General features: G+C 64.1%; 19 protein-coding genes. 5 read left to right on the top strand and 14 right to left on the bottom strand.

What is annotated here, in order from left to right; all coding sequences use genetic code 11:
- Positions 1-46 precede the first annotated feature (46 nt).
- On the bottom strand, positions 47-925 hold the full coding sequence (gene ku, locus IFT44_RS00770) for a non-homologous end joining protein Ku (protein WP_185793537.1): 879 nt from the start codon (positions 923-925) through the stop codon (positions 47-49).
- A gap of 253 nt (positions 926-1,178) precedes the next feature.
- On the opposite strand from ku, the gene IFT44_RS00775 reads away from it, so the two are divergent.
- Complete coding sequence (locus IFT44_RS00775; RefSeq protein ID WP_122714198.1) at positions 1,179-1,436, top strand: DUF1652 domain-containing protein; 258 nt, start codon at positions 1,179-1,181, stop codon at positions 1,434-1,436.
- A gap of 121 nt (positions 1,437-1,557) precedes the next feature.
- Here IFT44_RS00775 and IFT44_RS00780 read toward each other — a convergent pair whose 3' ends face one another.
- Complete coding sequence (locus IFT44_RS00780; RefSeq protein ID WP_043189034.1) at positions 1,558-1,833, bottom strand: peptidylprolyl isomerase; 276 nt, start codon at positions 1,831-1,833, stop codon at positions 1,558-1,560.
- A 42-nt stretch (positions 1,834-1,875) separates the two neighbouring features.
- Positions 1,876-4,017 (bottom strand): ATP-binding protein, encoded by a 2,142-nt coding sequence (locus IFT44_RS00785; RefSeq protein WP_192054444.1) that lies wholly within the window; start codon positions 4,015-4,017, stop codon positions 1,876-1,878.
- Between the two features lie 87 nt (positions 4,018-4,104).
- On the opposite strand from IFT44_RS00785, the gene IFT44_RS00790 reads away from it, so the two are divergent.
- On the top strand, positions 4,105-5,268 hold the full coding sequence (locus IFT44_RS00790) for a PilT/PilU family type 4a pilus ATPase (RefSeq protein ID WP_122478440.1): 1,164 nt from the start codon (positions 4,105-4,107) through the stop codon (positions 5,266-5,268).
- A gap of 114 nt (positions 5,269-5,382) precedes the next feature.
- Here IFT44_RS00790 and IFT44_RS00795 read toward each other — a convergent pair whose 3' ends face one another.
- The 11 genes from IFT44_RS00795 to xdhA all read right to left on the bottom strand — a co-directional run bounded on the left by IFT44_RS00795 (position 5,383) and on the right by xdhA (position 19,168).
- Entirely contained in the window at positions 5,383-6,177 is a 795-nt protein-coding gene (locus IFT44_RS00795; protein WP_122714227.1) for an endonuclease/exonuclease/phosphatase family protein, read from the bottom strand.
- 70 nt (positions 6,178-6,247) lie between these two features.
- A complete protein-coding gene (gene hbdH / locus IFT44_RS00800; RefSeq protein WP_192175497.1) occupies positions 6,248-7,018 on the bottom strand; it encodes a 3-hydroxybutyrate dehydrogenase in 771 nt (256 codons plus the stop codon).
- Positions 7,019-7,057: 39 nt separating this feature from the next.
- On the bottom strand, positions 7,058-8,635 hold the full coding sequence (locus tag IFT44_RS00805) for an ABC transporter ATP-binding protein (RefSeq protein ID WP_192175498.1): 1,578 nt from the start codon (positions 8,633-8,635) through the stop codon (positions 7,058-7,060).
- A gap of 131 nt (positions 8,636-8,766) precedes the next feature.
- The gene (locus IFT44_RS00810; RefSeq protein ID WP_192175499.1) at positions 8,767-9,789 is read right to left on the bottom strand and encodes an ABC transporter permease; all 1,023 of its coding nucleotides are present in this window, start codon (positions 9,787-9,789) and stop codon (positions 8,767-8,769) included.
- Entirely contained in the window at positions 9,786-10,847 is a 1,062-nt protein-coding gene (locus tag IFT44_RS00815) for a microcin C ABC transporter permease YejB (RefSeq protein WP_122714193.1), read from the bottom strand. Before IFT44_RS00815 ends, IFT44_RS00810 begins: the two co-directional genes overlap by 4 nt.
- Complete coding sequence (locus IFT44_RS00820) at positions 10,847-12,694, bottom strand: extracellular solute-binding protein (RefSeq protein WP_192175237.1); 1,848 nt, start codon at positions 12,692-12,694, stop codon at positions 10,847-10,849. The genes IFT44_RS00815 and IFT44_RS00820 overlap by 1 nt, the downstream gene beginning before the upstream one ends.
- 118 nt (positions 12,695-12,812) lie before the next feature.
- Positions 12,813-13,094, bottom strand: a complete 282-nt coding sequence (locus IFT44_RS00825) for a peptidylprolyl isomerase (RefSeq protein ID WP_043189047.1) — start codon at positions 13,092-13,094, stop codon at positions 12,813-12,815.
- A gap of 88 nt (positions 13,095-13,182) precedes the next feature.
- Complete coding sequence (gene guaD / locus IFT44_RS00830; RefSeq protein WP_192175238.1) at positions 13,183-14,490, bottom strand: guanine deaminase; 1,308 nt, start codon at positions 14,488-14,490, stop codon at positions 13,183-13,185.
- Entirely contained in the window at positions 14,487-15,353 is an 867-nt protein-coding gene (xdhC, locus tag IFT44_RS00835) for a xanthine dehydrogenase accessory protein XdhC (RefSeq protein ID WP_192175239.1), read from the bottom strand. Before xdhC ends, guaD begins: the two co-directional genes overlap by 4 nt.
- Positions 15,346-17,721 carry a xanthine dehydrogenase molybdopterin binding subunit gene (xdhB, locus tag IFT44_RS00840; protein WP_192175240.1) on the bottom strand — a complete coding sequence of 792 codons (2,376 nt, stop codon included), beginning with the start codon at positions 17,719-17,721 and terminating at the stop codon, positions 15,346-15,348. Before xdhB ends, xdhC begins: the two co-directional genes overlap by 8 nt.
- Positions 17,714-19,168, bottom strand: a complete 1,455-nt coding sequence (gene xdhA, locus IFT44_RS00845; protein WP_192175241.1) for a xanthine dehydrogenase small subunit — start codon at positions 19,166-19,168, stop codon at positions 17,714-17,716. Before xdhA ends, xdhB begins: the two co-directional genes overlap by 8 nt.
- Positions 19,169-19,414: 246 nt before the next feature.
- Here xdhA and IFT44_RS00850 point away from each other — a divergent pair, with 246 nt between their 5' ends.
- The 3 genes from IFT44_RS00850 to zipA all read left to right on the top strand — a co-directional run bounded on the left by IFT44_RS00850 (position 19,415) and on the right by zipA (position 24,681).
- Positions 19,415-20,074, top strand: coding sequence for a GntR family transcriptional regulator (locus tag IFT44_RS00850; RefSeq protein ID WP_192057224.1), 660 nt, complete (start codon positions 19,415-19,417; stop codon positions 20,072-20,074).
- A 2-nt stretch (positions 20,075-20,076) separates the two neighbouring features.
- Positions 20,077-23,565 carry a chromosome segregation protein SMC gene (smc, locus tag IFT44_RS00855; RefSeq protein WP_192175242.1) on the top strand — a complete coding sequence of 1,163 codons (3,489 nt, stop codon included), beginning with the start codon at positions 20,077-20,079 and terminating at the stop codon, positions 23,563-23,565.
- 192 nt (positions 23,566-23,757) lie between these two features.
- A complete protein-coding gene (gene zipA, locus IFT44_RS00860; protein ID WP_192057222.1) occupies positions 23,758-24,681 on the top strand; it encodes a cell division protein ZipA in 924 nt (307 codons plus the stop codon).
- Positions 24,682-24,686: the final 5 nt, after the last annotated feature.

A 24,686-nucleotide genomic window follows, 5' to 3' on the forward strand; every position in this document is an offset into this window, starting at 1 on the left:
CATCAATACCGTTGGCAGTGAGCGCATTGTTGCTGTCTATCGATATTCAAGAAGCCTTGCGCGGGCTGCGACGTGCAGGCGTTTTTTTCGTCGCGGATTTTTCCTTGGCAGGCTTGGCCTTCGACGTGGTGGGCGATTTGCCAGCGAGGCTGCGCTTGAGCAGTTCGGTCAGGTCGATGACATCCGCAGTCTTGCGCGCTTCCTGGCCGACCTCGGTTTCCACGTCTTCGATCTCACCCTTGTTGGCCTTTTTCTCCACCAGCGCCATGATCTTCTGCTCGAACTTGTCGACGTACTCGTCAGGCTGCCAGTCGCCACTCATGTCTTCGACCAGGCGCTTGGCCATGTCCAGTTCCTTCTTGGTCAGTTCGGGTTTCTTCACCTCTTTGCCCAGCTCGAGTATGTCCAGGTCGCGAACTTCCGAAGGCCAGCGCAACTTGACCATCACCAGCGCGCCGTCCAATGGCATCAGTGCCGCCAAGTACTGGCGGGTGTGCAATACCACCAACGCAAGTGCAACTTTCTTGGTACTGATCAGCGTTTCGCGCAACAGCGCGTAGACTTTCTCGCCACGTCGGTCAGGTGCCAGGAAGTAGGGTGTGTCGATATTGGGCAGGGGGATCTGGTTGCGGTCGACGAAGGAGAAAATATCGATGGTCTGGGTTGAAACAGGGTGAGCGGCGCGGATCTCGTCTTCACTCAGCACCACGTAGCGGCCTTTTTCGTACTGCACGCCTTTTACGATGTTTTCCTTGTCCATCTCCTTGCCGGTTTTCTTGTTGATACGCTTGTAGCCGACCGGGTCCATGCTGCGTTTGTCCAGCCAGTCGAAGTCGACGCCCTGGGAGGCAGTGGCCGATACCAGCGCTACGGGAATATGAACCAGCCCGAAGCTGATCGCGCCTTTCCAGATTGCTCGTGCCATGGTGAAGGGTGCTCCTGCGCGGTGTGTTTGCAGGTGACCTTGCAGCCGCTCGCTAAGTTTCAATGCGCTGAATGCTGTGCAATTTGCAACGCTGTTGCACCTGGATATTGCACAATGCACGATACGGTTAGGCGCTTTAGTGGGTAAGTGTTTGATTTGTATGGCGAGTGCATGGCGGGGCGTGGGGCATGGAACGTGCACTGTATTCGGGCAAGCCCGATCTCAGGGATAAGACCAAGAATGGAGTGTCATCATGTTGTCCACCCTTGAACTGCGCAATATCATTGAAAGCAGTTTTCTGCCGCAACGCTGCCAATGTACCCAAGCCCATGACCGTTCGCTGACCGTGCGCGTGTTCGACCGTACTTCGCACAAGGTGGATTACATGCTCAGCGGCATTCGCACCGAGCAATTGACCAGCAGCCGCGCGATCTCGAACCTCATCGCAGGCATGCGCACCGACCTCAAATTGCAGCACCAAAGGCCCAAGGCGGTTGGCGAGTACCTCTAACCTTGTAGCAGCGGCCTTTTTCCGCCGTAGGAGCGGTCTGTGGCCGCGAACCAGACACCGCGGTGCATCCGCAGGTACGCGTTGGGCCTTCGCGGCCGCTGACCGCTCCTACAGATGCTCGTCAATCGCGGTAGAACACCTGCACCAGGTGATAACCGAACTTGCTTTTCACCGGCCCGTGCACCGTACGCAGCGGTTTCTTGAAGATGATCTGGTCGATGGCGCCAACCATCTGCCCCGGTCGCACTTCACCCAGGTCACCGCCGCGCTTGCCTGACGGGCAGGTCGAATACTTCTTCGCCAGCACATCGAACGCCTCACCTTTGGCAATCCGCAGGCGCAGCGCCTCCGCCTCCTCGGCGGTTTTGACCAGAATGTGCCTAGCTTGTGCCTTCATTGCCCGATGCTCGCTGGAAAAAGCCGCTGATTATGCCGCAAATCACGCCAGGTTGATCATGTCGCGGATCTTGCTGCCCAGGCGCTCGATGGAAAACGGCTTGGTGATCATGTCCATGCCCTCGGCAAGAAAGCCATAGCGTTCCGCTGCTTTCTCGGCATACCCGGTGATGAACAGCACCTTCAGGCCTGGCCGCTGCTGCCGCGCGATCTCCGCCAACTGCCGGCCGTTGAGCCCGGGCAGGCCTACGTCAGTCACCAGCAGATCGATGTCCAATCCCGCGTCGAGCAAGGCCAGCGCCGCCGTGGCCTCGCCGGCGGAATGCGCGGCGTAGCCCAGTTCGTCGAGCACATCGAGCACCAGCATCCGCACCGCTGGATCGTCCTCGACCACCAGCACGCTTTCACCGTCCCGGGCCATGGGCAACACGGCCGGAGCGCGCTGCTCGGCCAGCGCATCGGACGGTTCGCTGTGCCGCGGCAGGTACAGGCGCACGCAGGTGCCCTCGCCGGGACGGCTCTGCAGCGTTACTTGTCCGCCCGACTGCTGGGCGAAGCCGTAGATCATCGACAGGCCCAGGCCGGTGCCCTGACCGATGGGCTTGGTGGTGAAGAACGGATCGAATGCCTTGGCCAGCACCGGGGCACTCATGCCGCTGCCGTTGTCGCTGACCCGGAACATCACGTAGGCACCCGGCTTGACCGGCTCCAGCGTAGCGCCTTCAGGGGTGGCGTCGAGCTCGCAGTTGGCGGTTTCGATGGTCAGCACACCACTGTCGGGCATAGCGTCGCGGGCATTGATCACCAGATTGAGCAGGGCGTTCTCCAGCTGGCTGGCATCGGTGTTCACCGGCCAGACGTCGGGCGCCAGTTGCAGCTGCAACTGCAGATGTTCGCCGAGCGTGCGGCTGAACAGCTCTTCGAGCGAATGCACCAGCGCGTTGGGGGCCAGCCGCTTGCGGTCCAGCGACTGCCGTCGCGAAAACGCCAGCAAGCGATGGGTAAGACCGGCGGCGCGATGGGCCGAGCTGACCGCGGCCTCGCTGAAGCGCTTGATTTCGCTGCTGCGCCCGGCGTCGATGTAGCGCTGCATCAGGTCGAGGCTGCCGATGATGCCGGTGAGCATGTTGTTGAAGTCGTGGGCGATGCCACCGGTCAACTGGCCCAGCGCTTCCATCTTCTGCGCGTGGCGCAAAGCCTCTTCGGCGCGTTCGCGCTCCTGCATTTCGTTCTGCAGGCGCAGGTTGACCTCGGCCAGGGCCTGGGTCCGTTCGCTGACGCGGGTTTCCAGATGCTCGTTGAGCTCGCGCAGCGCCTGCTCCACCTGACGCCGATTCTGCACGTCTTCGGTCATGCCGAACCATTGCCGGATCACGCCGTCGGCATCCAGCTGAGGCAGCGCCCTAGCGTGCATCCAGTGGTAGCTGCCATCGGCCATGCGCAAACGGTACTCGGCATCGTAGGGGCGGCCAGTGCTCACCGCCAGATGCCAGGCGTCGAGGGTCGGCAGGTGGTCATCCGGATGCACCAGCTGCGCCCAGTCGTCGTCCGGTCGCAGGCTGCGCATGCCGGTCAGCTGGCGCCAGCGCTCGGTCTGGCTTTCGCCGTCGGTGCGGCCGTTGGCGTCGGCGGTCCAGTGCACCGCCGGGGACAGCTCGATGGCCATGCGGAAATGCGCCTCGCTGTCGCGCAACTCCTGCTCGGTGCGTTTGCCCACCGCGCTCACTTCACGGCGCTCGTTGGCCTCGATGGCCGTGACCAGAATGCCGGCGACGCGCTCGTTTTCGTCGCGAATCGGGCTGTAGGTGAGGTCCAGCCAGACCCGCGCCGAATGCCCTTCGCGCGGCAGATTGAAGCCCTTCTCGGTGAAGGCACGCACTTCGCCGCGCATCACCGCGGCGTAGATGGGATCGGAAAACGGCTTGAGCTCGGGCCAGATGCGGTCCACCGGCTGGCCCAGGGCGCGGGGGTGGTTGCTGCCCACCAGCAAGGCAAAGGCGTCGTTGTACAGCTGGCACAGTTGCGTGCCCCACAGCAGCAGCATCGGCATGGGCGAGTGGGTGACGATGTCCACGGCCGTGCGCAGGCTCTGTGGCCAGGCATCGGGGCCGGGCAGGGGGCTGTCGGTCCAGTCCATGCTGGCGATCAATGTCGCGACCTTGCCGCCCACAGGTGAGGCATTCATTGCGTTATCCTTTGATTTACCGCGGCTGCTTATCCAGCCAAGCTATAGCGTACTTTCTATCGACCGCCTTTACAGGACCCCAAGCCTATGGAAATCCAGGCATTGCTCAAGCTCCTGGCCAGTCAGGACGGCTCCGACCTCTACCTGTCCACTGGCGCGCCACCCTGCGCCAAGTTCAACGGCGTGCTCAAGCCGCTCAGCGCCGAAGCCTTGAAACCAGGCGACATTGCCGCGATCGCGGCCAGCATCATGGACGCCGAGCAGCGTATCGACTTCGAGCGTGAGCTGGAAATGAATCTGGCGTTGTCGATCCACGGGGTAGGGCGCTTTCGCGTCAATATCTTCAAGCAGCGCAACGAAGTGTCCATTGTCGCACGCAACATCAAGCTCGACATTCCCAGCTTCGAAGACCTCAAGCTGCCGCGCAAGCTGCTCGACGTGATCATGGAAAAGCGCGGCCTGGTGCTGTTCGTCGGCGCGACCGGTTCCGGCAAGTCGACGTCGCTGGCCGCATTGATCGACTACCGCAACCGCAACAGCAGCGGGCACATCATCACCATCGAGGACCCGGTGGAGTTCATCCACCGGCACAAGAAGTCGATCATCAATCAGCGTGAAGTGGGGGTCGACACGCGCAGCTTCCAGGCCGCCCTGAAGAACACCCTGCGCCAGGCGCCGGACGTGATCCTGATCGGCGAGATCCGCGACCGCGAAACCATGGAACACGCACTGGCATTCGCCGACACCGGCCACCTGGCGATTTCCACCTTGCACGCCAACAACGCCAACCAGGCGCTGGACCGTATCATCAATTTCTTCCCCGAAGACCGCCGCCCGCAGTTGCTCAACGATCTGGGCAACAACCTGCAGGCGTTCGTCTCGCAGCGGCTGGTACGCACCACCGACGGCAAGCGCCGCGCCGCGGTCGAGGTGATGCTGGGCACGCCGACGATTCGCGACTTCATTCACCGCAACGAGTTTTCCGAGCTCAAGGGCATCATGGAGAAATCCGTGAACCTGGGTATGCAGACGTTCGACCATGCTTTGTACGAGCTGGCCATCGAGGGGGCGATCAGCGAGGAAGAAGCGTTGAAGAATGCCGATTCGGTGAACAACCTGCGACTGCGCTTGAAGCTGCATGGCGAGGAGGGCGTGCAGCACACCTCGGCGCCCGCCCCGCCCACGCCTGCATCCGACCGCAAAAGCGCAGATTGGGGCCTGGTGAGCGACGACCCCGAAAGCCAGCAGTGACCCGCCAATGATCCTTGTAGCAGCGGCGCGAGCCGCGTCCGGCCTCATCGCTGTTTTACAGATACACCGCAGCGCACCCGGACGCGGCTCGCGCCGCTGCTACAAGGGTCTGCGCTACAGATGAATCTCAACCGCCAACGGCAAATGGTCCGACAGGTGCGTCCACGGCTTGTTGCCCAGAATGATCGGCCCGTGGCTGGTCGCGTTCCTGACATAGATCCGGTCCAGGCGCAGCAGCGGAAAGCGCGCCGGGTAGGTCTTGGCCAACTGCCCGTTGTGCCGTTCGAACGCCTCGTGCAGATCCTTGCGCTTGGCCAGCGTAGCGTTGCCGCGCAACTGCCAGTCGTTGAAATCGCCGGCAATGATCACCGGCGCATCCTCGGGCAACGAATCGAGCAGCTGGCTCAACAGCGCCAATTGCTGTTGGCGGTGGCTTTCCAGCAGCGACAAGTGCACACAGATCGCATGCACCTCGTCGTGCCCCGGTACCTGCAACACGCAATGCAGCAAGCCGCGGCGCTCGGGCCCGGTGATCGAGATGTCGAGGTTGCTGTAGCGCAGAATCGGGTACTTGGACAGCACCGCGTTGCCATGGTGGCCGTCCGGGTACACCGCATTGCGCCCGTAGGCGAAATCGCTCCACATGCTGTCGGCGAGAAACTCGTACTGTGACATCTGCGGCCAGTTGGAGAACTTCGACGCATGGCCGTCGTGGCCGCCCAGCACTTCCTGCAGGAACACCAGGTCGGCGCTGGTGCTGCGCACCGCCTCACGCAATTCGGGCAGGATGAAACGGCGGTTGAATGCGGTAAAACCCTTGTGTGTATTCACCGTCAGCACCCGCAGGCGATGCACTTCACGGGTCTGGTCCGGCGCTTGCGGGCCGAGCGGTTCGCTGGGGGGAGCGATGGTCACAGAAGCTCCTTGCACATGGTAATGTCCTTACTCCGACTTTGCCGGCACGGGGCGGTTCCCCGCGTCATTGCGCCAGCCAGCCACCGTCGATGTTCCACGCCGCACCGCGCACCTGGCTGCCGGCCTCGCTGCACAGAAACATCACCAGTTCGCCCAGATGCTCGGGCGTGACGAATTCCAGCGAGGGCTGTTTTTCCGCAAGCAGTTCGCGCTGGGCGTCGGCCGGGTCACCACCCTTGGCTGCACGATCATCGATCTGCTTCTGCACCAGCGGAGTCAGCACGAAGCCGGGGCAGATGGCGTTGCAGGTGATCTGCGTGGTCGCGGTTTCCAGGCCGACCACCTTGGTCAGGCCGATCACGCCATGCTTGGCGGCGACGTAGGCGGCCTTGCCGACCGAGCCGACCTGGCCGTGCACCGAAGCGATATTGACGATCCGCCCCCAGCCTTTCTCACGCATGCCCGGCAGCGCCAGGCGAGTGCCGTGAAACACCGATGAAAGGTTGATCGCGATGATCGCATCCCAGCGCTCCACGGGAAATGCCTCGACCGCCGCCACGTGCTGGATGCCGGCGTTGTTGACCAGGATATCGACACCGCCGAACGTCGCTTGCACGTACTCGAACAGCTCGGCCAGCTGCGTCGGGTCGCTCACGTCGGCACCGTGGTGGGCGACCTGGGTGCCGTGCCGGCGCACTTCCGCGAGGGCCGCCTCCGGATCGCCGAAACCGTTGAGCACCACGTTGGCGCCGTGGCGGGCCAGCACCGAGGCAATGCCCAGGCCGATGCCGCTGGTGGAGCCGGTAACCAAAGCCGTCTTGCCGTCGAGTGCCATATGCATTGCCTCTGGGGTTGTCCTGCAATCTATACCACGCTACACCAGCGCCGCCTGCAGTAATTCCTGGGTGTAGGGATGCCGAGGGTCGGTGAACAGTCGGTCGGTAGGGCCGTGCTCCACCACCTGGCCGTCCTTGACCACGATCACATCATGGGCCAGCGCCCGCACCACCGCCAGGTCATGGCTGATGAACAGGTAGGTCAGGCCGTGGCGCTCCTGCAACTGACGCAGCAGTTGCACCACCTGCTTCTGCACCGTGCGGTCGAGGGCCGAGGTCGGCTCGTCCAGCAGAATCAGCGCCGGGCGCAGCACCAGTGCCCGCGCGATGGCGATACGCTGACGCTGGCCACCGGAAAATTCATGGGGGTAGCGGTGCCGCGCCGCGGGGTCCAGGCCGACTTCGCGCAGCACCTGGACGACCTGCTCGTCGCACGCCCGGGCGTTGGCGCCGCTGTGCACTTCCAGACCTTCGCTGATGATCTGCGCCACCGACATGCGCGGGCTGAGGCTGCCGAAGGGGTCCTGGAAGACCACCTGCATCTGCTTGCGCCACGGCCGCATCTGCTTCTGATCCAGACCATCGAGTGCCTGGCCCTGGAAGCGAATGCCGCCCTGGGAGTCGAGCAGGCGCAGGATCGCCTGGCCGAGGGTCGACTTGCCCGAACCGGACTCGCCGACGATGCCCAGGGTCTTGCCCTGCTGCACGCTCAGGCTGATGCCGTCCACTGCCTTGACGAACTCGCGCGGCTTGCGAAACAGACCGCCGTCCAGGGGGTACCAGACCTTCAGTCCGTCGACCTGCAACAGTTCCGGCCGATTCTCCTGGCACAGCACCGCGCCGGCCGGTTCAGCGTCCAGCAACAGTTGGCTGTAGGGGTGCTGCGGTGCACTGAACAGCTGCTCGCAAGCGGCCTGCTCGACGATTTCGCCGGCACGCATCACGCAGACATGCTGGGCAATGCTGCGCACCAGGTTGAGGTCGTGGCTGATCAGCAGCAGCGACATGCCCAGGCGCTTCTGCAATGACTGCAGCAACAGCAGGATGCGCCGTTGCACCGTCACGTCGAGGGCGGTGGTGGGTTCGTCGGCGATCAACAGCTGTGGCTCGCAGGCCAATGCCATGGCGATCATCACGCGCTGGCGCTGGCCACCGGACAACTGGTGCGGGTAGGCCTTGAGGCGTTTGCGCGGGTTCTGGATGCCGACCATCTCGAGCAATTCCAGGATGCGTGCCTCGGCCTGCTTGCCACCCATGCCCTTGTGCACCAGCAGGGTTTCACCGATCTGCTTGTGCACGGTGTGCAAGGGATTGAGCGAGGTCATGGGCTCCTGGAAAATCATGGCGATGCGGTCACCGCGCATGCGACGTAGGGTCGCTGCATCGGCGCCCATCAGTTCCTGCCCCTGGTAGCGCACGCTGCCGCTGCTGGTGCAAGCGGTGCCGGGCAACAGTTGCAGGATGGAATGGGCCGTCACCGACTTGCCCGAACCCGACTCCCCGACCAGGGCCACGCACTGGCCGACGGGAATGTCGAAGCTCACGTCCTTGACCACCGCCTGGCCATTGAACGCCACGCTGAGGTGACGGATTTCGATGAGGTTTTCAGCGGTCATGGGCAGGGCCTTCTGCGGGTACTGGGATACCGCGTTCGCGGCCACTGGCCGCTCCTACAGGGATTGGTGAAGTGCCTGCATCCACTGTAGGAGCGGTCAGCGGCCGCGAATGAACCCCCACAAATCCCCAGTCAAGCACGCGGATCGAACGCATCGCGCAGCCCCTCTCCAATGAACACCAGCAGCGACAGTATCAGCGCCAGCGTGAAAAACGCGGTAAACCCCAACCAGGGTGCCTGCAGGTTCTGCTTGCCCTGGGCAATCAATTCCCCCAGCGAAGCGCTGCCGGCCGGCATGCCGAAACCGAGGAAATCCAACGCCGTCAGCGTGGAAATCGCCCCGGTCAGAATGAACGGCAGAAAGCTCAGGGTCGCGTTCATGGCGTTGGGCAGAATGTGCCGCAGAATGATCTTGCGGTCCGACAACCCCAGCGCTCGCGCTGCCTTGACGTATTCCAGATTGCGCCCGCGCAGGAACTCGGCGCGCACCACGTCCACCAGCGCCAACCAGGAAAACAGCGCCATGATCCCCAGCAACCACCAGAAATTGGGTTCGACGAAGCCCGACAGGATGATCAGCAGGTAAAGCACCGGCAGCCCCGACCAGACCTCCAGCAGACGCTGGCCGAACAGGTCCACCCAACCGCCGTAGTAGCCCTGCAGAGCACCGGCGCCGATGCCGATCAGTGAGCTGATCAAGGTCAGCGCCAGGGCGAACAGGATCGACACTCGCGCACCGAAGATGACCCGCGCCAGCACATCGCGCGACTGGTCGTCGGTGCCCAGCCAGTTGGTGGTCGACGGCGGGCTGGGCGCCGGTTGGCTCAGGTCGTAGTTGGGCGTGTCGGCGCTGAACGGAATCGGCGGAAACAGCATCCAGCCGCCGCGCCCCTCGATCAGCTGCCGCACATAGTCGCTGCGGTAGTCGGCCTGGAACGGCAGCTGGCCGCCGAACTCCTGCTCGGTATGGCGTTTGAACACCGGGAAATACAGCTCGCCGTCGTACTTGAGCACCAGCGGTTTGTCATTGGCGACCAGCTCGCCGCCCAGCGTCAGGGCGAACAGGGCCAGGAACAGCCACAGCGACCACCAGCCGCGACGGTTCTGCTTGAAGCGGTCCAGGCGACGACGGGCCAGGGGCGACAGGCGCATCAGGCATTCCTCGCGCTGAAGTCGATGCGGGGATCGACCAGGGTGTAGCACAGGTCGCCGATCAGTTTGATCAGCAGCCCCAGCAGGGTAAAGATGAACAGCGAGCCGAACACCACCGGATAATCCCGCGCCACGGCGGCCTCATAGCTCAGGCGACCGAGCCCGTCGAGGGAGAAGATCACCTCGATCAGCAACGAACCGGCGAAGAACACGCTGATGAACGCCTGTGGCAGGCCGGCCACCACCAGCAGCATGGCGTTGCGGAACACGTGACCGTACAGCACTCGTCGCTCGCTCAGGCCCTTGGCCCGCGCCGTCACCACGTATTGCCGGGTGACCTCGTTGAGGAAGGAATTCTTGGTAAGAATGGTCAAGGTAGCGAAACCACCGATCACCAGCGAGGTGACCGGCAGCACCAGGTGCCAGAAGTAGTCGGCGACCTTGCCCAGCAGGCTGAGCTCGGCGAAATTGTCCGAGACCAGCCCGCGCACCGGAAACCAGTTCAACGAGGTGCCGCCGGCGAACACCACGATCAGCAGCATGGCGAACAGGAACGCCGGCATGGCATAGCCGATGATGATCAGGCTGCTGCTCCAGATGTCGAAGCGGCTGCCATGGTGCACCGCCTTGCGGATGCCCAGCGGGATCGACACCAGGTAGGTGATCAAGGTGGCCCAGAAGCCCAGCGAGAGGGTCACCGGCATCTTGTCCAGGATCAGGTCGGTGACCTTGGCGCCGCGAAAGAAGCTGCTGCCGAAATCCAGCACCGCGTAGCTCTTGATCATCAGCCACAGGCGCTCGTGGGCCGGTTTGTCGAAACCGTACTGGCGCTCGATGTCCTTGATCAGTTTCGGGTCCAGGCCACGGCTGGCCCGCGAGCCGCCCTGCAGCGTGTCGCCGCCGCCACCGGTGACGCTGGCGCCGCCTACGCCCTGCAGGCGCGCGATGGCTTGCTCGACCGGGCCGCCCGGCGCGGCCTGGACGATGGCGAAATTGACCAGCAGGATCGCCAGCAAGGTCGGCACGATCAGCAGCAGGCGACGTAGCGTGTAACCCAGCATCAGTGAGTCTTCCCTGTCAGGCGGTCACGCATCTGTTCGGTGGTCAGCGCCGTCGCGCTGACCTCCCACCAGGTTTCGATGGCCGGGTCATTGGGCGCTGGCGAGGCGGGCATGCCGAAGCGGTTCCACCACACCGTGGAGGTGCCCGGCGGGTAATAGTTGGGCACCCAGTAGTAGTTCCACTGCAGCACTCGGTCGAGGGCGTGCGCGTAGTCGCGCATCTGCGGTTGCGTGCTGGCCGCGCCGAGGCCATTGATCAACTGGTCCACGGCCGGGTCCTTGAGCACCATCAGGTTGTTCGAGCCGGGGTCGGTGGCCACGCTCGAGCCGAAGAAGTTGTACAGCTCGATGCCCGGCGTCGGGGTCACCGGGTAGCCGCTGATGATCATGTCGTAGTCGCGCGCCATCAAGCGGTTGACGTACTGCGAGGAATCGATGCGACGAATCTCCATGGTGATGCCGATCTGCGCCAGGTTGCGTTTCCAAGGCAGCAGCAAGCGCTCCAGACCGTTCTGGGTATTGAGAAAGGTGAAGCTCAGCGGCTGGCCTTCGGCGTTCACCAGACGGTCGCCGTCGGCGTGCCAGCCGGCCAGCTGCAGCAGGCGCAAGGCTTGCAACTGCTTGTCGCGGATCAAGCCCGAGCCGTCGCTGACGGGCGCATGAAAGACTTTGCTGAACACTTCATCCGGCACCTGGCCACGCAGTTTTTCCAGAATCTGCAATTCGCCGTCGCTGGGCAATTCACGGGCGGCCAGCGGGCTGTTGGAGAAGAAGCTCTGCTGCCGGATGTACATGCCGCGCATCATCTGCCGGTTGCTCCATTCGAAGTCCCAGAGCATGGCCAGCGCCTGGCGCACGCGGCGGTCCTGGAACACCGGTCGCTGCAGATTGAAAATGAAGCCCTGGGCCGATTGCAGGCCCTGCTTGGCCAGGTGAGCGCGTTGCAGGCGACCATCGTCGAGCGCCGGGCCGTTGTAGCCGATGGTATAGGCGGTGGCGGAGAACTCGCGGTTGTAGTCGTAACCGCCGCCGCGCAGCACCTGGCGAGCCACATCGGTGTCGCCGAAGTACTCGATGCTGAAGCGGTCGAAGTTGTACATGCCGCGTGCTTCGGGCAGGTCCTTGCCCCACCAGTCGGGGTTGCGCTGGAAGGTGATGCTACGGCCGTTGTCGATCTTGTCGATACGGTACGGGCCGCTGCCCAGCGGCGCCTCGAAGCCGCCGCCGTTGGCGAAGTCGCGGGTTTTCCACCAGTGTTCGGGCAGCACCGGCAGTGTCGCCAGGTCCAGCGGCAGGGTGCGGCTTTCGGCGTTCTTGAAGTTGAAGCGCATCTGGCGTGGGCCCTCGACCTGCACGTCCGCGACATTGGCGAACTGCGTGCGGTAGCCTAGGCTGCCTTCGCGCATCAACAGCTCGAAGGTGTAGCGCACGTCCTGCGCGGTGATCGGCTGGCCGTCGGCGAACACCGCCTTGGGGTTGAGGTAGAAGCGCAGCCACAGGCCGTCTTCACTGCGCTCCATGCGCTCGGCCACCAGCCCGTACACGGTGTACGGCTCGTCCAGCGAGCGCACCGCCAGAGGGGCGTAGAGCAGGCCGTCCACCTGGCTGACGCCGATGCCCTTGTCGATGTACGGCAGAATGTGGTCGTACTGGCCGATCTCCACCGCCGAGCGACGCAGGCTGCCGCCCTTGGGCGCATCGGGATTCACATAGTCGAAATGCTGGAAGTCGGCAGGGTAGCGGGGCGCTTCGCCGTAGACGGTCAATGCGTGCTGCGGCGCAGCCTGGGCATTGCTCGCGGTGGTGAACAGGGCACAAAGAACGAATGAGAGGAAAGCTGCGCGCATTGTCTGCCTGAGTCGAAGAGCGAAGGGTGCAGCCTAACATCATGGCCCGGTGGCATTGCAAATGCAGAACGGCCCGCGATAGACGGGCCGTTCGGGTGTAACGCAGACCGCGGACTGATCAGTCCTGGCGGCTGGTGACTTCCAGCAGGTGGTAACCGAACTGGGTCTTCACCGGGCCCTGCACGACGTTGATCGGCGCGCTGAACACGACGGTGTCGAATTCCTTGACCATCTGGCCTGGGCCGAACGAACCCAGATCGCCACCTTGGCGGCTGGACGGGCAGGTGGAGTTGGCCTTGGCGATCTCCGCGAAATCGGCGCCGCCTTCGATCTGGGCCTTGAGGTCGTTGCACTTGGCTTCGTCGGCAACCAGGATGTGGCGGGCAGTGGCTTTAGCCATGGTGATTCTCCTTTCTGAAAAAGTGGGCAGGGTACCCGATTGAGGGGGCATTTTCCTGCAAAAGTTCCATACGAATGTGTAGGGACGCTCAGTCGCGGCAATGCACCTGGCGCCCTGCGGCGTAGGTTTGCAGCACCGCGCGGTCGTCGCCCAGGGTCATCAGCACGAACAGCACTTCCTCGAAGGTCTTGGCCTGGCCGATGCGATAGCTCAGCAGCGGCGTGGCATGGTAGTCGAGCACCACGAAGTCGGCGTCGGTGCCTGGTTGCAGCGTACCGATACGGTCTTCCAGGCGCAGTGCGCGAGCGCCGCCCAGGGTCGCCAGGTACAGCGACTTGAACGGGTTGAGCTTTTCGCCCTGCAACTGCATGACCTTGTACGCCTCGTTCAGGGTCTGCAACAGCGAGAAGCTGGTGCCACCACCGACATCGGTGCCCAGGCCGACATTGACCTTGAAGCGCTCGGCCTGGGGCAGGTTGAACAGGCCGCTGCCTAGGAACAGGTTCGAGGTGGGGCAGAAGGCGATGGCCGAGCCGGTTTCGGCCAGCCGCTGGCATTCCTCGTCGCACAGGTGCACGCCGTGGGCCAGCACCGAGCGCTCGCCGAGCAATTGGTAGTGGTCGTACACGTCCAGGTAGTTGCGCCGCTCGGGGAACAGCGCCTTGACCCACTCGATTTCCTTGAGGTTCTCGCTGATGTGGGTCTGCAGGTAGACGTCCGGGTGTTCGCGCAGCAACTGCCCGGCCAAGGTCAACTGCGCCTCGCTGCTGGTCGGCGCGAAGCGTGGCGTCACCGCGTAGTGCAGACGGCCCTTGCCGTGCCAGCGCTCGATCAGCGCCTTGCTCTGGGCATAGCTGCTCTCGGCAGTGTCGGTCAGATAGTCCGGGGCGTTGCGGTCCATCATTACCTTGCCGGCGATCAGCCGCAGGTCGAGGGCCTCGGCGGCTTCGAACAGGGCGTCGACCGATTCGGGGTGAACGCTGCCGAACACCAGCGCGGTGGTGGTGCCGTTGCGCAGCAGTTCCTTGAGGAAGATATCCGCCACTTGGTCGGCATGGGCCTTGTCGCTGAACTGGCCTTCGCACGGGAAGGTGTACTCGTTCAGCCAGTCCAGCAGTTGCTCGCCATAGGAACCGACCATGCCGGTCTGTGGAAAATGAATGTGGGTGTCGATGAAACCGGGGGTGATCAAGGCATCCGGGTAGTGAGTGACCTCGACGGTGGCCGGCAGGGTCGGCAGCACCTCGTCGGCCGCGCCCAGCGCCAGGATGCGACCGTCCTCCACCACCAGCACGCCATCGGCGAAGTATTGGTAGGAGGCCTGGACACCGACCAGGGCAGGGTCGTCGAGGCTGTGCAGGATCGCGGCGCGATAGGCTTTGCGGGTAAGGCTCATGGTGCATCTCTCAAGGTAACGGGGCTGCGGCGCGAGCGCGGCAGCAGTTGGGCGACCTCCGGCGAGCTGGCTGTCCCCGGCTCAGCGCGGGCGCCAAAGTGCGCATTGTAGGTGGCGATGATCTCGGCGGCGATGGAAACGGCGATTTCCATCGGCAGCTTGCCTTTCACTGCCGCCAGGCCCATGGGGCAGCGCATGCGCTGCACTACACTGGGCGCGATGCCGCGGTCGCGCAGGCGATGCTCGAAGCGGGCGCGCTTGGTGGCCGAGCCGATCAGGCCGAACCAGGTGAAATCGTTGCGTTCGAGAATGGCCCGGGTCAACTCCAGATCGAGCGAGTGGTCGTGGGTCATGACGATGCAGTAGCTGCCCGCCGGCAGACTCGCCACTTCATCCACCGGCTCGTCGGTGATCACCTGGCAGACCCCGTCGGGCAGGCTTGGCGGAAACTCGTCGGCCCGCGAATCGACCCAGCGCACCCGGCACGGCAGGCTCGCCAGCAGGGGCACCAGCGCGCGGCCGACGTGGCCGGCGCCGAACACCACCACCTGGGCCTGCGCCTGCAGCATGGGCTCGAACAGCAGCACCGTGGTGCCGCCGCAGCATTGGCCCAGGCTGGCGCCCAGGCTGAAGCGTTCCAGACGCGTGGCGCGGGTGCCTTCGGCGAGCATCTGTCGAGCGATGTGCAGGCACTTGTACTCCAGATGACCGCCGCCGATGGTGTCGTACAGGGCGGTGGCACTGACCACCATCTTGGCCCCGGCGTTGCGCGGCGTAGAGCCCTTTTCTTCGATGATGGTCACCAGCACGCAGGCTTCGCCGCGGGCCTGATGCTCGGCCAGCGCGCCGATCCAGTCAGTCATGGTCCGTACTCCCCTCGGTCGCCTTGCGCATCTGTTCGCAGCCCCAGAGCACTCGTTCCGGGGTGGCGGGGGCGTCGATGTTCGGTTGCAGGCGGTAATCACCCAGGCTCGCCACGGCGTCCTTGATCGCGCACCAGGCGGCGATTCCCAGCATGAACGGCGGCTCGCCCACGGCCTTGGAATGGAACACCGTGTCTTCCGGGTTCTTGCGGTTCTCAACCAGGTGCACGCGCAGATCCTGTGGCATGTCGGCCACCGCCGGAATCTTGTACGAGGCCGGCCCGCTGGTCAGCAGCTTGCCTTGGTCGCTCCACACCAGTTCCTCGCACGTCAGCCAGCCCACCCCCTGCAGGAAGCCGCCTTCAACCTGGCCGAGGTCGATGGCCGGGTTCAACGAGGCGCCGACGTCATGCAGGATATCGGTGCGCAACAGCTTGTACTCGCCGGTCAGGGTGTCGATCAGCACTTCGCAGCACGCCGCGCCGTAGGCGAAATAGTAGAACGGTCGGCCGCGCGCCAGGCTGCGGTCGTAGTGGATCTTCGGCGTCTTGTAATAACCCGTGCTGGACAGCGACACCTGGCCCATCCACGCCTGCTGCACCAGGCTCTGGAACGTCAGCAACTGGTCGCGTACGCGCACGTGCCCGTTGCTGAACGCCACGTCTTCTTCACTGACCCGATAATGCCGGGCGGCGAACTCCACCAGCCGATGCTTGAGGATCAGCGCCGCGTTCTGCGCCGCCTTGCCGTTCAGGTCGGCGCCACTGGAAGCCGCGGTGGGGGAGGTGTTGGGCACCTTGTCGGTATTGGTCGCGGTGATCTGGATGCGGCCGATGTCGACCTGGAACACCTCGGCCACCACCTGCGCGACCTTGACGTTCAAGCCCTGGCCCATTTCGGTGCCGCCGTGGTTCAGGTGAATGCTGCCGTCGGTGTAGATATGGATCAGCGCCCCGGCCTGGTTGAGGAAGCTGGCGGTGAACGAGATACCGAACTTCACCGGCGTCAGTGCCAGGCCTTTCTTCAATACCGGGCTGTCGGCGTTGAACGCGCGGATCGCCTCGCGGCGCGGGCCATAGTCGCAGCTGGCTTCGAGCTCGGCGGTGATCTCTTCGAGCAGGTTGTGCTCCACCGTCTGATAGTAGTGGGTGACGTTGCGCTCGGTCTTGCCGTAGTAGTTGGCCTTGCGCACCTCCAGCGGGTCGAGGGCCAGGTGGCGGGCGATGCGGTCCATCACTTCCTCGATGGCGACCATGCCCTGGGGGCCGCCGAAGCCACGGTAGGCGGTGTTCGACGCGGTGTGGGTCTTGCAGCGGTGGCCATTGATGGTGGCGTCGCCCAGGTAATAGGCGTTGTCGGCATGGAACATCGCCCGGTCGACGATGGATGCCGACAGGTCGGGTGAGTAGCCACAGTTGCCGGCCAAATCCAGATTGATCCCGTGCAGGCGCCCGCTGTCGTCGAAACCGACGTCGTACTCGATGTAGAAGGGGTGGCGTTTGCCGGTCATGAGCATGTCCTCGACCCGCGGCAGGCGCATCTTGGTCGGCTGCCCGGTCAGGTGCGCCACCACCGCGCACAGACAGGCCGGGCTGGCCGCCTGGGTTTCCTTGCCGCCGAAGCCGCCACCCATGCGGCGCATGTCCACCACCACCTGGCTCATCGACACGCCCAGCACTTCGGCCACCAGCTTCTGCACCTCGGTGGGGTTCTGCGTCGAGCAGTAGACGATCATGCCGCCGTCCTCGGTGGGCATCACCGAGCTGATCTGCGTCTCCAGGTAGAAATGCTCCTGGCCACCGATGTGCAGGCTGCCCTGCAGGCGATGGGTGGCGCTGGCCAGGGCGGTTGCCGAATCGCCGCGCTGGTGGGTGTGGCTGTCGAGCACGAAATGCTTCTGCCGCAGCGCCTCGACCACGTCCAGCACCGGCGGCAGATCTTCGTACTCGATCACGGCGGCCATCGCCCCGCGGCGGGCGCTGTCGAGGTCGCGCGCCGCCACGGCCAGCACCGGCTGGCCAACGAACTCGACCTTGTCGATCGCCAGCAGCGGGTCGCCCGGCAGCAGCGGGCCGATGTCCTTGAGGCCGGGAATGTCCTCGTGGGTGATCGCCAGGCGCACGCCGGGAATGGTGTAGCAGGCCGACGTGTCGATGCGCACGATGCGCGCGTGGGCACGGTCGGAAAGCCGGGCGTACACGTGCAGCTGGTTGGGGAATTCCAGGCGGTCGTCGATGTACACCGCCTCACCGGTGACGTGCTTGTCGGCGCTGTCGTGCTTGACGCCCCGGCCAACGCCGGTGGTCAGGCCCTGGGCGAACAGTTCAGCCATGCGTGCCTGGCTGTCGGGCGCTGGATGCTCAGACATGGGCGCTCACCCGCGTTTGAATGTGTGGCGACTGCAGCTCGATGAAACACTTGCGCAGCAGGTTCTGTGCGGTCAGCAGGCGGTACTGCTTGCTCGCGCGAAAATCCGACAGCGGTGTGAAGTCCTCGGCCAGGGCGGCGCAGGCGGCCTCGACGCTGGCCTTGTTCCAGGGCTTGCCGAGCAGTGCCGATTCGCAGGCCGCAGCGCGTTTGGGGATTGCCGCCATGCCGCCAAAGGCGGCGCGCACCTCGTGCACCACACCGTCTTCGATCAACAGGTCGAACGCGGCGCAAACCGCGGAAATGTCATCGTCCAGTCGTTTCGACACCTTGTAGGCGCGGAAAGCCCGGCGCGGGTCGGCGCGCGGCACGATGACCTTCTCGATGAACTCGCCGTCTTCGCGAGCGGTGATGCGGTAGTCGATGAAATAGTCCTGCAGGGGCAGGGTGCGGCTGCGCGAGCCTTTGCGCAGTACCACCTGCGCGCCCAGGGCCAGCAGCAGCGGCGGGGTATCACCGATCGGCGACGCATTGCCGATGTTGCCGCCCAGAGTGGCCTGGTTGCGGATCTGCAACGAGGCGAAGCGGTGCAGCAGGTGGCCAAAATCCGCGTATTCGTTCGCCAGTGCCTGGTAGCAGTCGGTCAGCGGCGTGGCCGCGCCGATCTCCAGGCGGTCTTCGAACGTTTCGATGCGCTTCATCTCGGCTACGTGGCCCACGTAGATTATCACCGGCAGCACCCGGTGCGCCTGGGTGACCTCCAGCGCCAGGTCGGTGCCGCCGGCCAGCAGTCGTGCTTCGGGCTGCTCGCTGTACAGCTCGGCCAGATCGGCCACGGTCAAGGGCACCAGGCAGCGGTTGTTGCCACCGTGGAGTTCGTCGGTGTGCGCCGGTGCAATGGTTTTCAGCCTGGCGATGGTCTGCGCCTGCTGGCTGTCGAACTGATCGGGCAGCGTGGGTCCGCCGCAGGCCTGGGCCGCGGCGTCGAGGATCGGCCGGTAGCCGGTGCAGCGACACAGGTTGCCGGCCAGTGCTTCGCAGGCCTGCTCGCGGCTGGCCTGGGGTTGGTTCTTCTGCAGGGCAAACAGCGACATGACGAAACCGGGGGTGCAGAACCCGCACTGCGAGCCATGGCAATCGACCATGGCCTGCTGCACGCTGTGCAGACGGCCCTGATGCTTGAGGTCTTCGACACTGAGCAGCTGCTTGCCGTGCAGGCTGGCGACGAAGGTCAGGCACGCGTTGCTGCTGCGATAGCGGATATGCGTCTGCGCACCGTCTTCCACCAGTTCGCCGATCACTACCGTGCACGCACCGCAATCGCCGCTGGCGCACCCCTCTTTGGTGCCTGGCCGCGCCAGATCGGTGCGCAGGTAGTCGAGCACGGTCAGGTTCGGGTCCAGGGCGTGCTCGGTATGCAGCTGTTGATTCAAGAGAAACTGGATCACGGATGGCCTCACGACACCTGATTCTTGGGTCTGCCTTGAGCAGAATCTATGCGGCGGCCGGGAAGCGGTCAACGATTAGCTGACCTGCGGGTCAGGAAGTTTCGCGAACCCGTTGCCTGCACCCCGGCAGTCATGCCTTTGCCAAGCCACATCCGTGCCAACTGCCGCCTTTGCCGTTCAATTGGAGTACACTGCGCCGCATGCTTTGATCACAGCTTGCCGATTACCGATTGTCGAAGGAAACCCATGACGTTCAAGGCGCCGGACAGCCTCGCCGAGCAAATTGCCCATCATCTGGCCGAGCGCATCATCAGCGGTGAGCTCAAGCCGGCCGAGCGCATTCAGGAACTCAAGGTCACCCAGGCGCTGAACGTCAGCCGCGGCTCGGTGCGCGAAGCCCTGTTGATTCTCGAGCGCCGCCACCTGGTCGAGATCCTGCCGCGGCGCGGCGCCCAGGTCAGCGAACTCACCGAGCACAAGGTGCGCAGCCTCTGTGCCCTGATGGGCGAGATGTATATCATGCTCGGCGACGCCGTGGCCCAGCGCTGGCAGACCGAGGCCGACCTCGCACCGTTCCTGGTCATCCAGCAACGCCTGCAGACCAGCTACGAGCGCCAGGACATCACCGCCTTCGTCGAGGACAGCTTCAACGTCATGCGCGCCGCCTATCCGTTCGCCAACAACCCGTACCTGCAAGAAACCATCGAGAACCTCCAGCCGGCCATGAACCGCACCTACTACCTGGCCCTGGAGCAGCGCAAGGCCTCGATGAGCGAATACCTGGCCTTGTTCGGGCGGCTGCTGCAGGCGGTTTCCGCGCGCGATCCGCAGCTCATCCGCAAGGTTCTCGGCGAATACTGCCAGCGCAGCTGTGAACTGGTGCTCAGCGCCCTGGCGGCGCGCTGAGCATGCGCCTCAAGTGTATTCGCCTGTCCGGGTTCAAGTCGTTCGTCGACCCGACCACGGTCAACTTCCCCAGCAATATGGCTGCCGTGGTCGGGCCCAACGGTTGCGGCAAGTCCAACATCATCGACGCCGTGCGCTGGGTCATGGGCGAGAGCTCGGCGAAGAACCTGCGCGGCGAGTCGATGACCGACGTCATCTTCAACGGCTCCACCAGCCGCAAGCCGGTCAGCCAGGCCAGCATCGAGCTGGTGTTCGACAACAGCGACAGCACGCTGGTGGGCGAGTACGCGGCCTACGCGGAAATCTCGATCCGGCGCAAGGTCACCCGCGAAAGCCAGAACACCTATTACCTGAACGGCACCAAGTGTCGGCGCCGCGACATCACCGACATCTTTCTCGGCACCGGCCTGGGCCCGCGCAGCTACTCGATCATCGAACAGGGGATGATCTCCAAGCTGATCGAGGCCAAGCCCGAAGACCTGCGCAACTTCATCGAGGAAGCCGCCGGCATCTCCAAGTACAAGGAGCGCCGCCGCGAGACCGAAAGTCGCATTCGCCGTACCCACGAGAACCTGGCGCGCCTGACCGACCTGCGCGAAGAGCTGGAACGCCAGCTCGAACGCCTGCACCGCCAGGCCCAGGCGGCCGAGAAATACCAGCAGTACAAAGCCGAGGAACGCCAGCTCAAGGCGCAGCTGTCGGCCTTGCGTTGGCAAACCCTGAACGAGCAGGTGGGCCAGCGCGAAGCGGTCATCGCCGATCAGGAGGTGGCCTTCGAAGCGCTGGTGGCAGAACAGCGCAACGCCGATGCGGGCATCGAGCGCCTGCGCGATGGCCATCACGAGCTGTCCGAACGCTTCAATACCGTGCAGGCGCGCTTCTATTCCGTGGGCGGTGACATCGCCCGGGTCGAGCAGAACATCCAGCACGGCCAGCAGCGCCTGCGCCAACTGCAGGACGATTTCAAGGAAGCCGAACGCGCTCGCCTGGAAACCGAATCGCACCTGGGCCACGACCAGACCCTGCTGGCGACCCTGGGCGAAGAGCTGGACATGCTCGAGCCGGAGCAGGCGACCAGCAGCGCCGCCGCCGAAGAAGCGGCGGCGGCGCTGGAAGAAGCGGAAACCCGCATGCACGGTTGGCAGGAGCAGTGGGACCGGTTCAACACTGACTCGGCCGAGCCACGGCGCCTGGCCGAAGTTCAGCAGGCGCGCATCGCCCAGCTCGAACTGTCGATGCAGCGCCTGGCCGAGCGGCAGCGGCGGCATAGCGAAGAGCGCGAACTGCTGGCGGCCGACCCGGAAGACGCCGCCATCCTGGAATTGGCTGAACAGCTGGCCAGCAGCGAAATGCTCATCGAAGAGTGGACCGCCGAGGAACGGCAACAGGCCGAACAGCTGGACGCTACCCGTCAGCAACTGCAACAGGCGACCCAGGCCCAGCAACAGGCCCAGGGCGAGCTGCAGCGGCTCAACGGCCGCCTGGCTTCCCTCGAGGCTTTGCAGCAGGCCGCGCTGGATCCGGGCACGGGCACCGCGCAGTGGCTGGATCAACAGGGGCTGGCCGGCCATCCGCGCCTGGCCGAAGGGCTGCGCGTCGAGCCCGGCTGGGAGCTGGCGGTGGAAACCGTGTTGGGCGCCGATCTGCAGGCAGTGCTGGTCGATGATCTGCAAGGCCTCGACCTGGCCGGCTTCGATCAGGGCGAACTGCGCCTGATCAGCGCGGCTGCGGGCGCCGTAGCTTTGCCAGACAGTCTGCTGCACAAGGTCCACAGCCAGGTCGACCTGAGCCCCTGGCTCGCGGGGGTGCGAACGGTCGCCGACCTCGACACCGCGCTGGCCCAGCGCAGCCAACTGGCCGCGGGCGAAAGCCTGGTCAGCCAGGACGGCTATTGGCTGGGTCGGCACTTTCTGCGCGTCAGCCGTGGCAACGACGCCAGCCGCGGAGTTCTGGCCCGCGGGCAGGAGCTGCAGGCCCTGCAGTTGGACGTCGAGTCGCGCGAAGCGACCCTTGCACAACTGCAGGAACAGCTTGCGGCCTGCCGTGAACAGCAGGGTGCCCAGGAACAGCTGCGCGAACAGCTGCGCCGCCGCATCCAGAATGAAAACCGTCAGCAGGGCGAGCTCAAGGCCACGCTCTCGGCGAGCCGGGCCAGGGCCGAGCAGCTGGCGCTGCGTCGTCGGCGCCTCGACGAAGAACTCGGCGAACTGGCCGAACAGCGCGCCCTGGAACACGAGCAGCTCGGTGAGTCGCGCCTGCAGTTGCAGGACGCGCTCGACGCCATGGCCATCGACACCGAACAGCGCGAACAGCTCATGGCGCAGCGCGACAGCCTGCGCGAAGGCCTGGAGCGCATTCGCCAGGACGCCCGCCAGCACAAGGATCGCGCGCATCAGTTGGCGGTTCGCCTGGGCTCGCTGCGCGCCCAGCACGACTCCACTGGCCAGGCGCTGGAACGCCTGCAATTGCAGGCCGAGCGTTTGGGCGAGAAACGCGAACAATTGAGTTTGAACCTGGAGGAGGGCGAGGCCCCGCTCGAAGAACTGCGCCTGGACCTCGAAGGCCTGCTCGGACAGCGCATGGCCGTCGACGAAGAAATGCGCCACGCGCGGCTGGCACTGGACGATGCCGATCGCGAGCTGCGCGAGGTCGAAAAACGTCGCACCCAGGCCGAGCAGCAGAGCCAGCTGTTGCGCGGCCAGCTGGAACAGCACCGCCTGGAGTGGCAGGGGCTCAGCGTGCGGCGCAAGACTCTGCAGGAGCAGCTGCAGGCCGACGGCTACGACCTGCACGGCGTGCTCGCCACCCTCGACGTGTTGGCCAGCGAGCAGGAGGCCGAGGAAGAACTGCACCGTATCGACGGGCGCATCCAGCGCCTGGGCGCGATCAACCTCGCGGCCATCGACGAATACCAGCAGCAATCCGAGCGCAAGCGCTATCTGGATGCGCAAAACGCCGATCTGGCCGAAGCGCTGGACACCCTGGAAAACGTCATTCGCAAGATCGACAAGGAAACCCGCAGCCGCTTCAAGGACACCTTTGACCAGATCAATGCCGGTTTGCAGGCACTTTTTCCAAAAGTTTTCGGTGGTGGCAGTGCTTATCTGGAACTGACGGGCGAAGATTTACTCGATACAGGGGTGACGATCATGGCGCGTCCGCCCGGCAAGAAGAACAGCACCATTCATTTGCTCTCCGGTGGAGAGAAAGCCTTGACCGCACTGGCCCTGGTTTTCGCTATCTTCAAACTGAATCCGGCGCCGTTCTGCATGCTCGACGAAGTCGATGCACCGTTGGACGACGCCAACGTCGGTCGTTACGCCCGGTTGGTGAAAGAGATGTCGCAGACGGTGCAGTTCATCTATATCACCCACAACAAGATCGCCATGGAGATGGCCGATCAGTTGATGGGGGTGACCATGCACGAACCCGGTTGCTCGCGACTGGTGGCCGTGGACGTGGAAGAGGCATTGGCCATGGTCGAGGCCTGAAAAACCCTTATCATGGCGTTAAAATCGAGCCAAATGCGACAGACGGTGTAAAGTTGTTTCTGGTCGTGCTAGTTTTACCAAAGTCTTGTTTACGCGTGGGAAAACGCCTGTCAGAACATACAGTTGGCGCCACGTCTTAAAGAGGGTTCACACCCTTTATTTTTCAGCATTTTTATAGAGGCACGGGATTACATGGAAATCGGTCTGCGCGAGTGGCTGATCCTCATCGGCATCATTGTCATTGCCGGTATTCTTTTCGACGGCTGGCGCCGGATGCGTGGCGGCAAGGGCAAGCTCAAGTTTCGCCTGGATCGCAACATCAACAACCTTCCCGAGGAAGACACGGGCGCCGAAGTGCTCGGTCCGCCTCGCGTACTCGATGCTCATAAAGAGCCGCAACTGGATGAGCATGACCTGCCGTCCATGAGCGCCCAGCGCGACGGCGGCAACCAGCGCGCCAAGCGCGAGCCGTCGGCCGACCACGCTGATCTCAACCTGGCCGTGGAGCTGGACGAGATCAAGGAGCCCCGCGAGGCCCGGCCGACCAAGCCTGCACGCGAGCCCAAGCCGGCCAAACCGCAGCCTGCGATGAAAGCGGCGCGTGACGCCCACGACGATTTCGCCAGCGAGGGCAAGGGTTTTTCCAGCAGCGGTGCCCCGGCCGTGGAGAAAGACCTGCCACCGGTCGAAGAGGTGCTGGTGATCAGCGTCATCTCGCGCAGCGAGAGCGGCTTCCGCGGCCCTGCGCTGCTGCAGAACATCCTCGAAAGCGGCCTGCGCTTCGGCGAAATGGACATTTTCCATCGTCACGAAAGCATGGCTGGCAATGGCGAAGTGCTGTTCTCCATGGCCAATGCGGTCAAGCCGGGCATCTTCGATCTGGATGATATCGACCATTTCAGTACCCGTGCCGTGAGCTTCTTCCTCGGTCTGCCCGGCCCGCGTCATCCCAAGCAGGCCTTCGACGTGATGGTGGCCGCGGCGCGCAAGCTGGCCCATGAACTGGACGGCGAGTTGAAGGACGACCAGCGCAGCGTATTGACCGCGCAGACCATCGAGCACTACCGCCAGCGCATCGTCGAATTCGAACGCCGCGCCATGACTCACAAGCGGTAAGTCCG

Origin of the sequence: Pseudomonas sp. CFBP 13710 (genome assembly GCF_014842235.1) — a bacterium.
Classification (GTDB): Bacteria; Pseudomonadota; Gammaproteobacteria; order Pseudomonadales; family Pseudomonadaceae; genus Aquipseudomonas; species Aquipseudomonas baltica.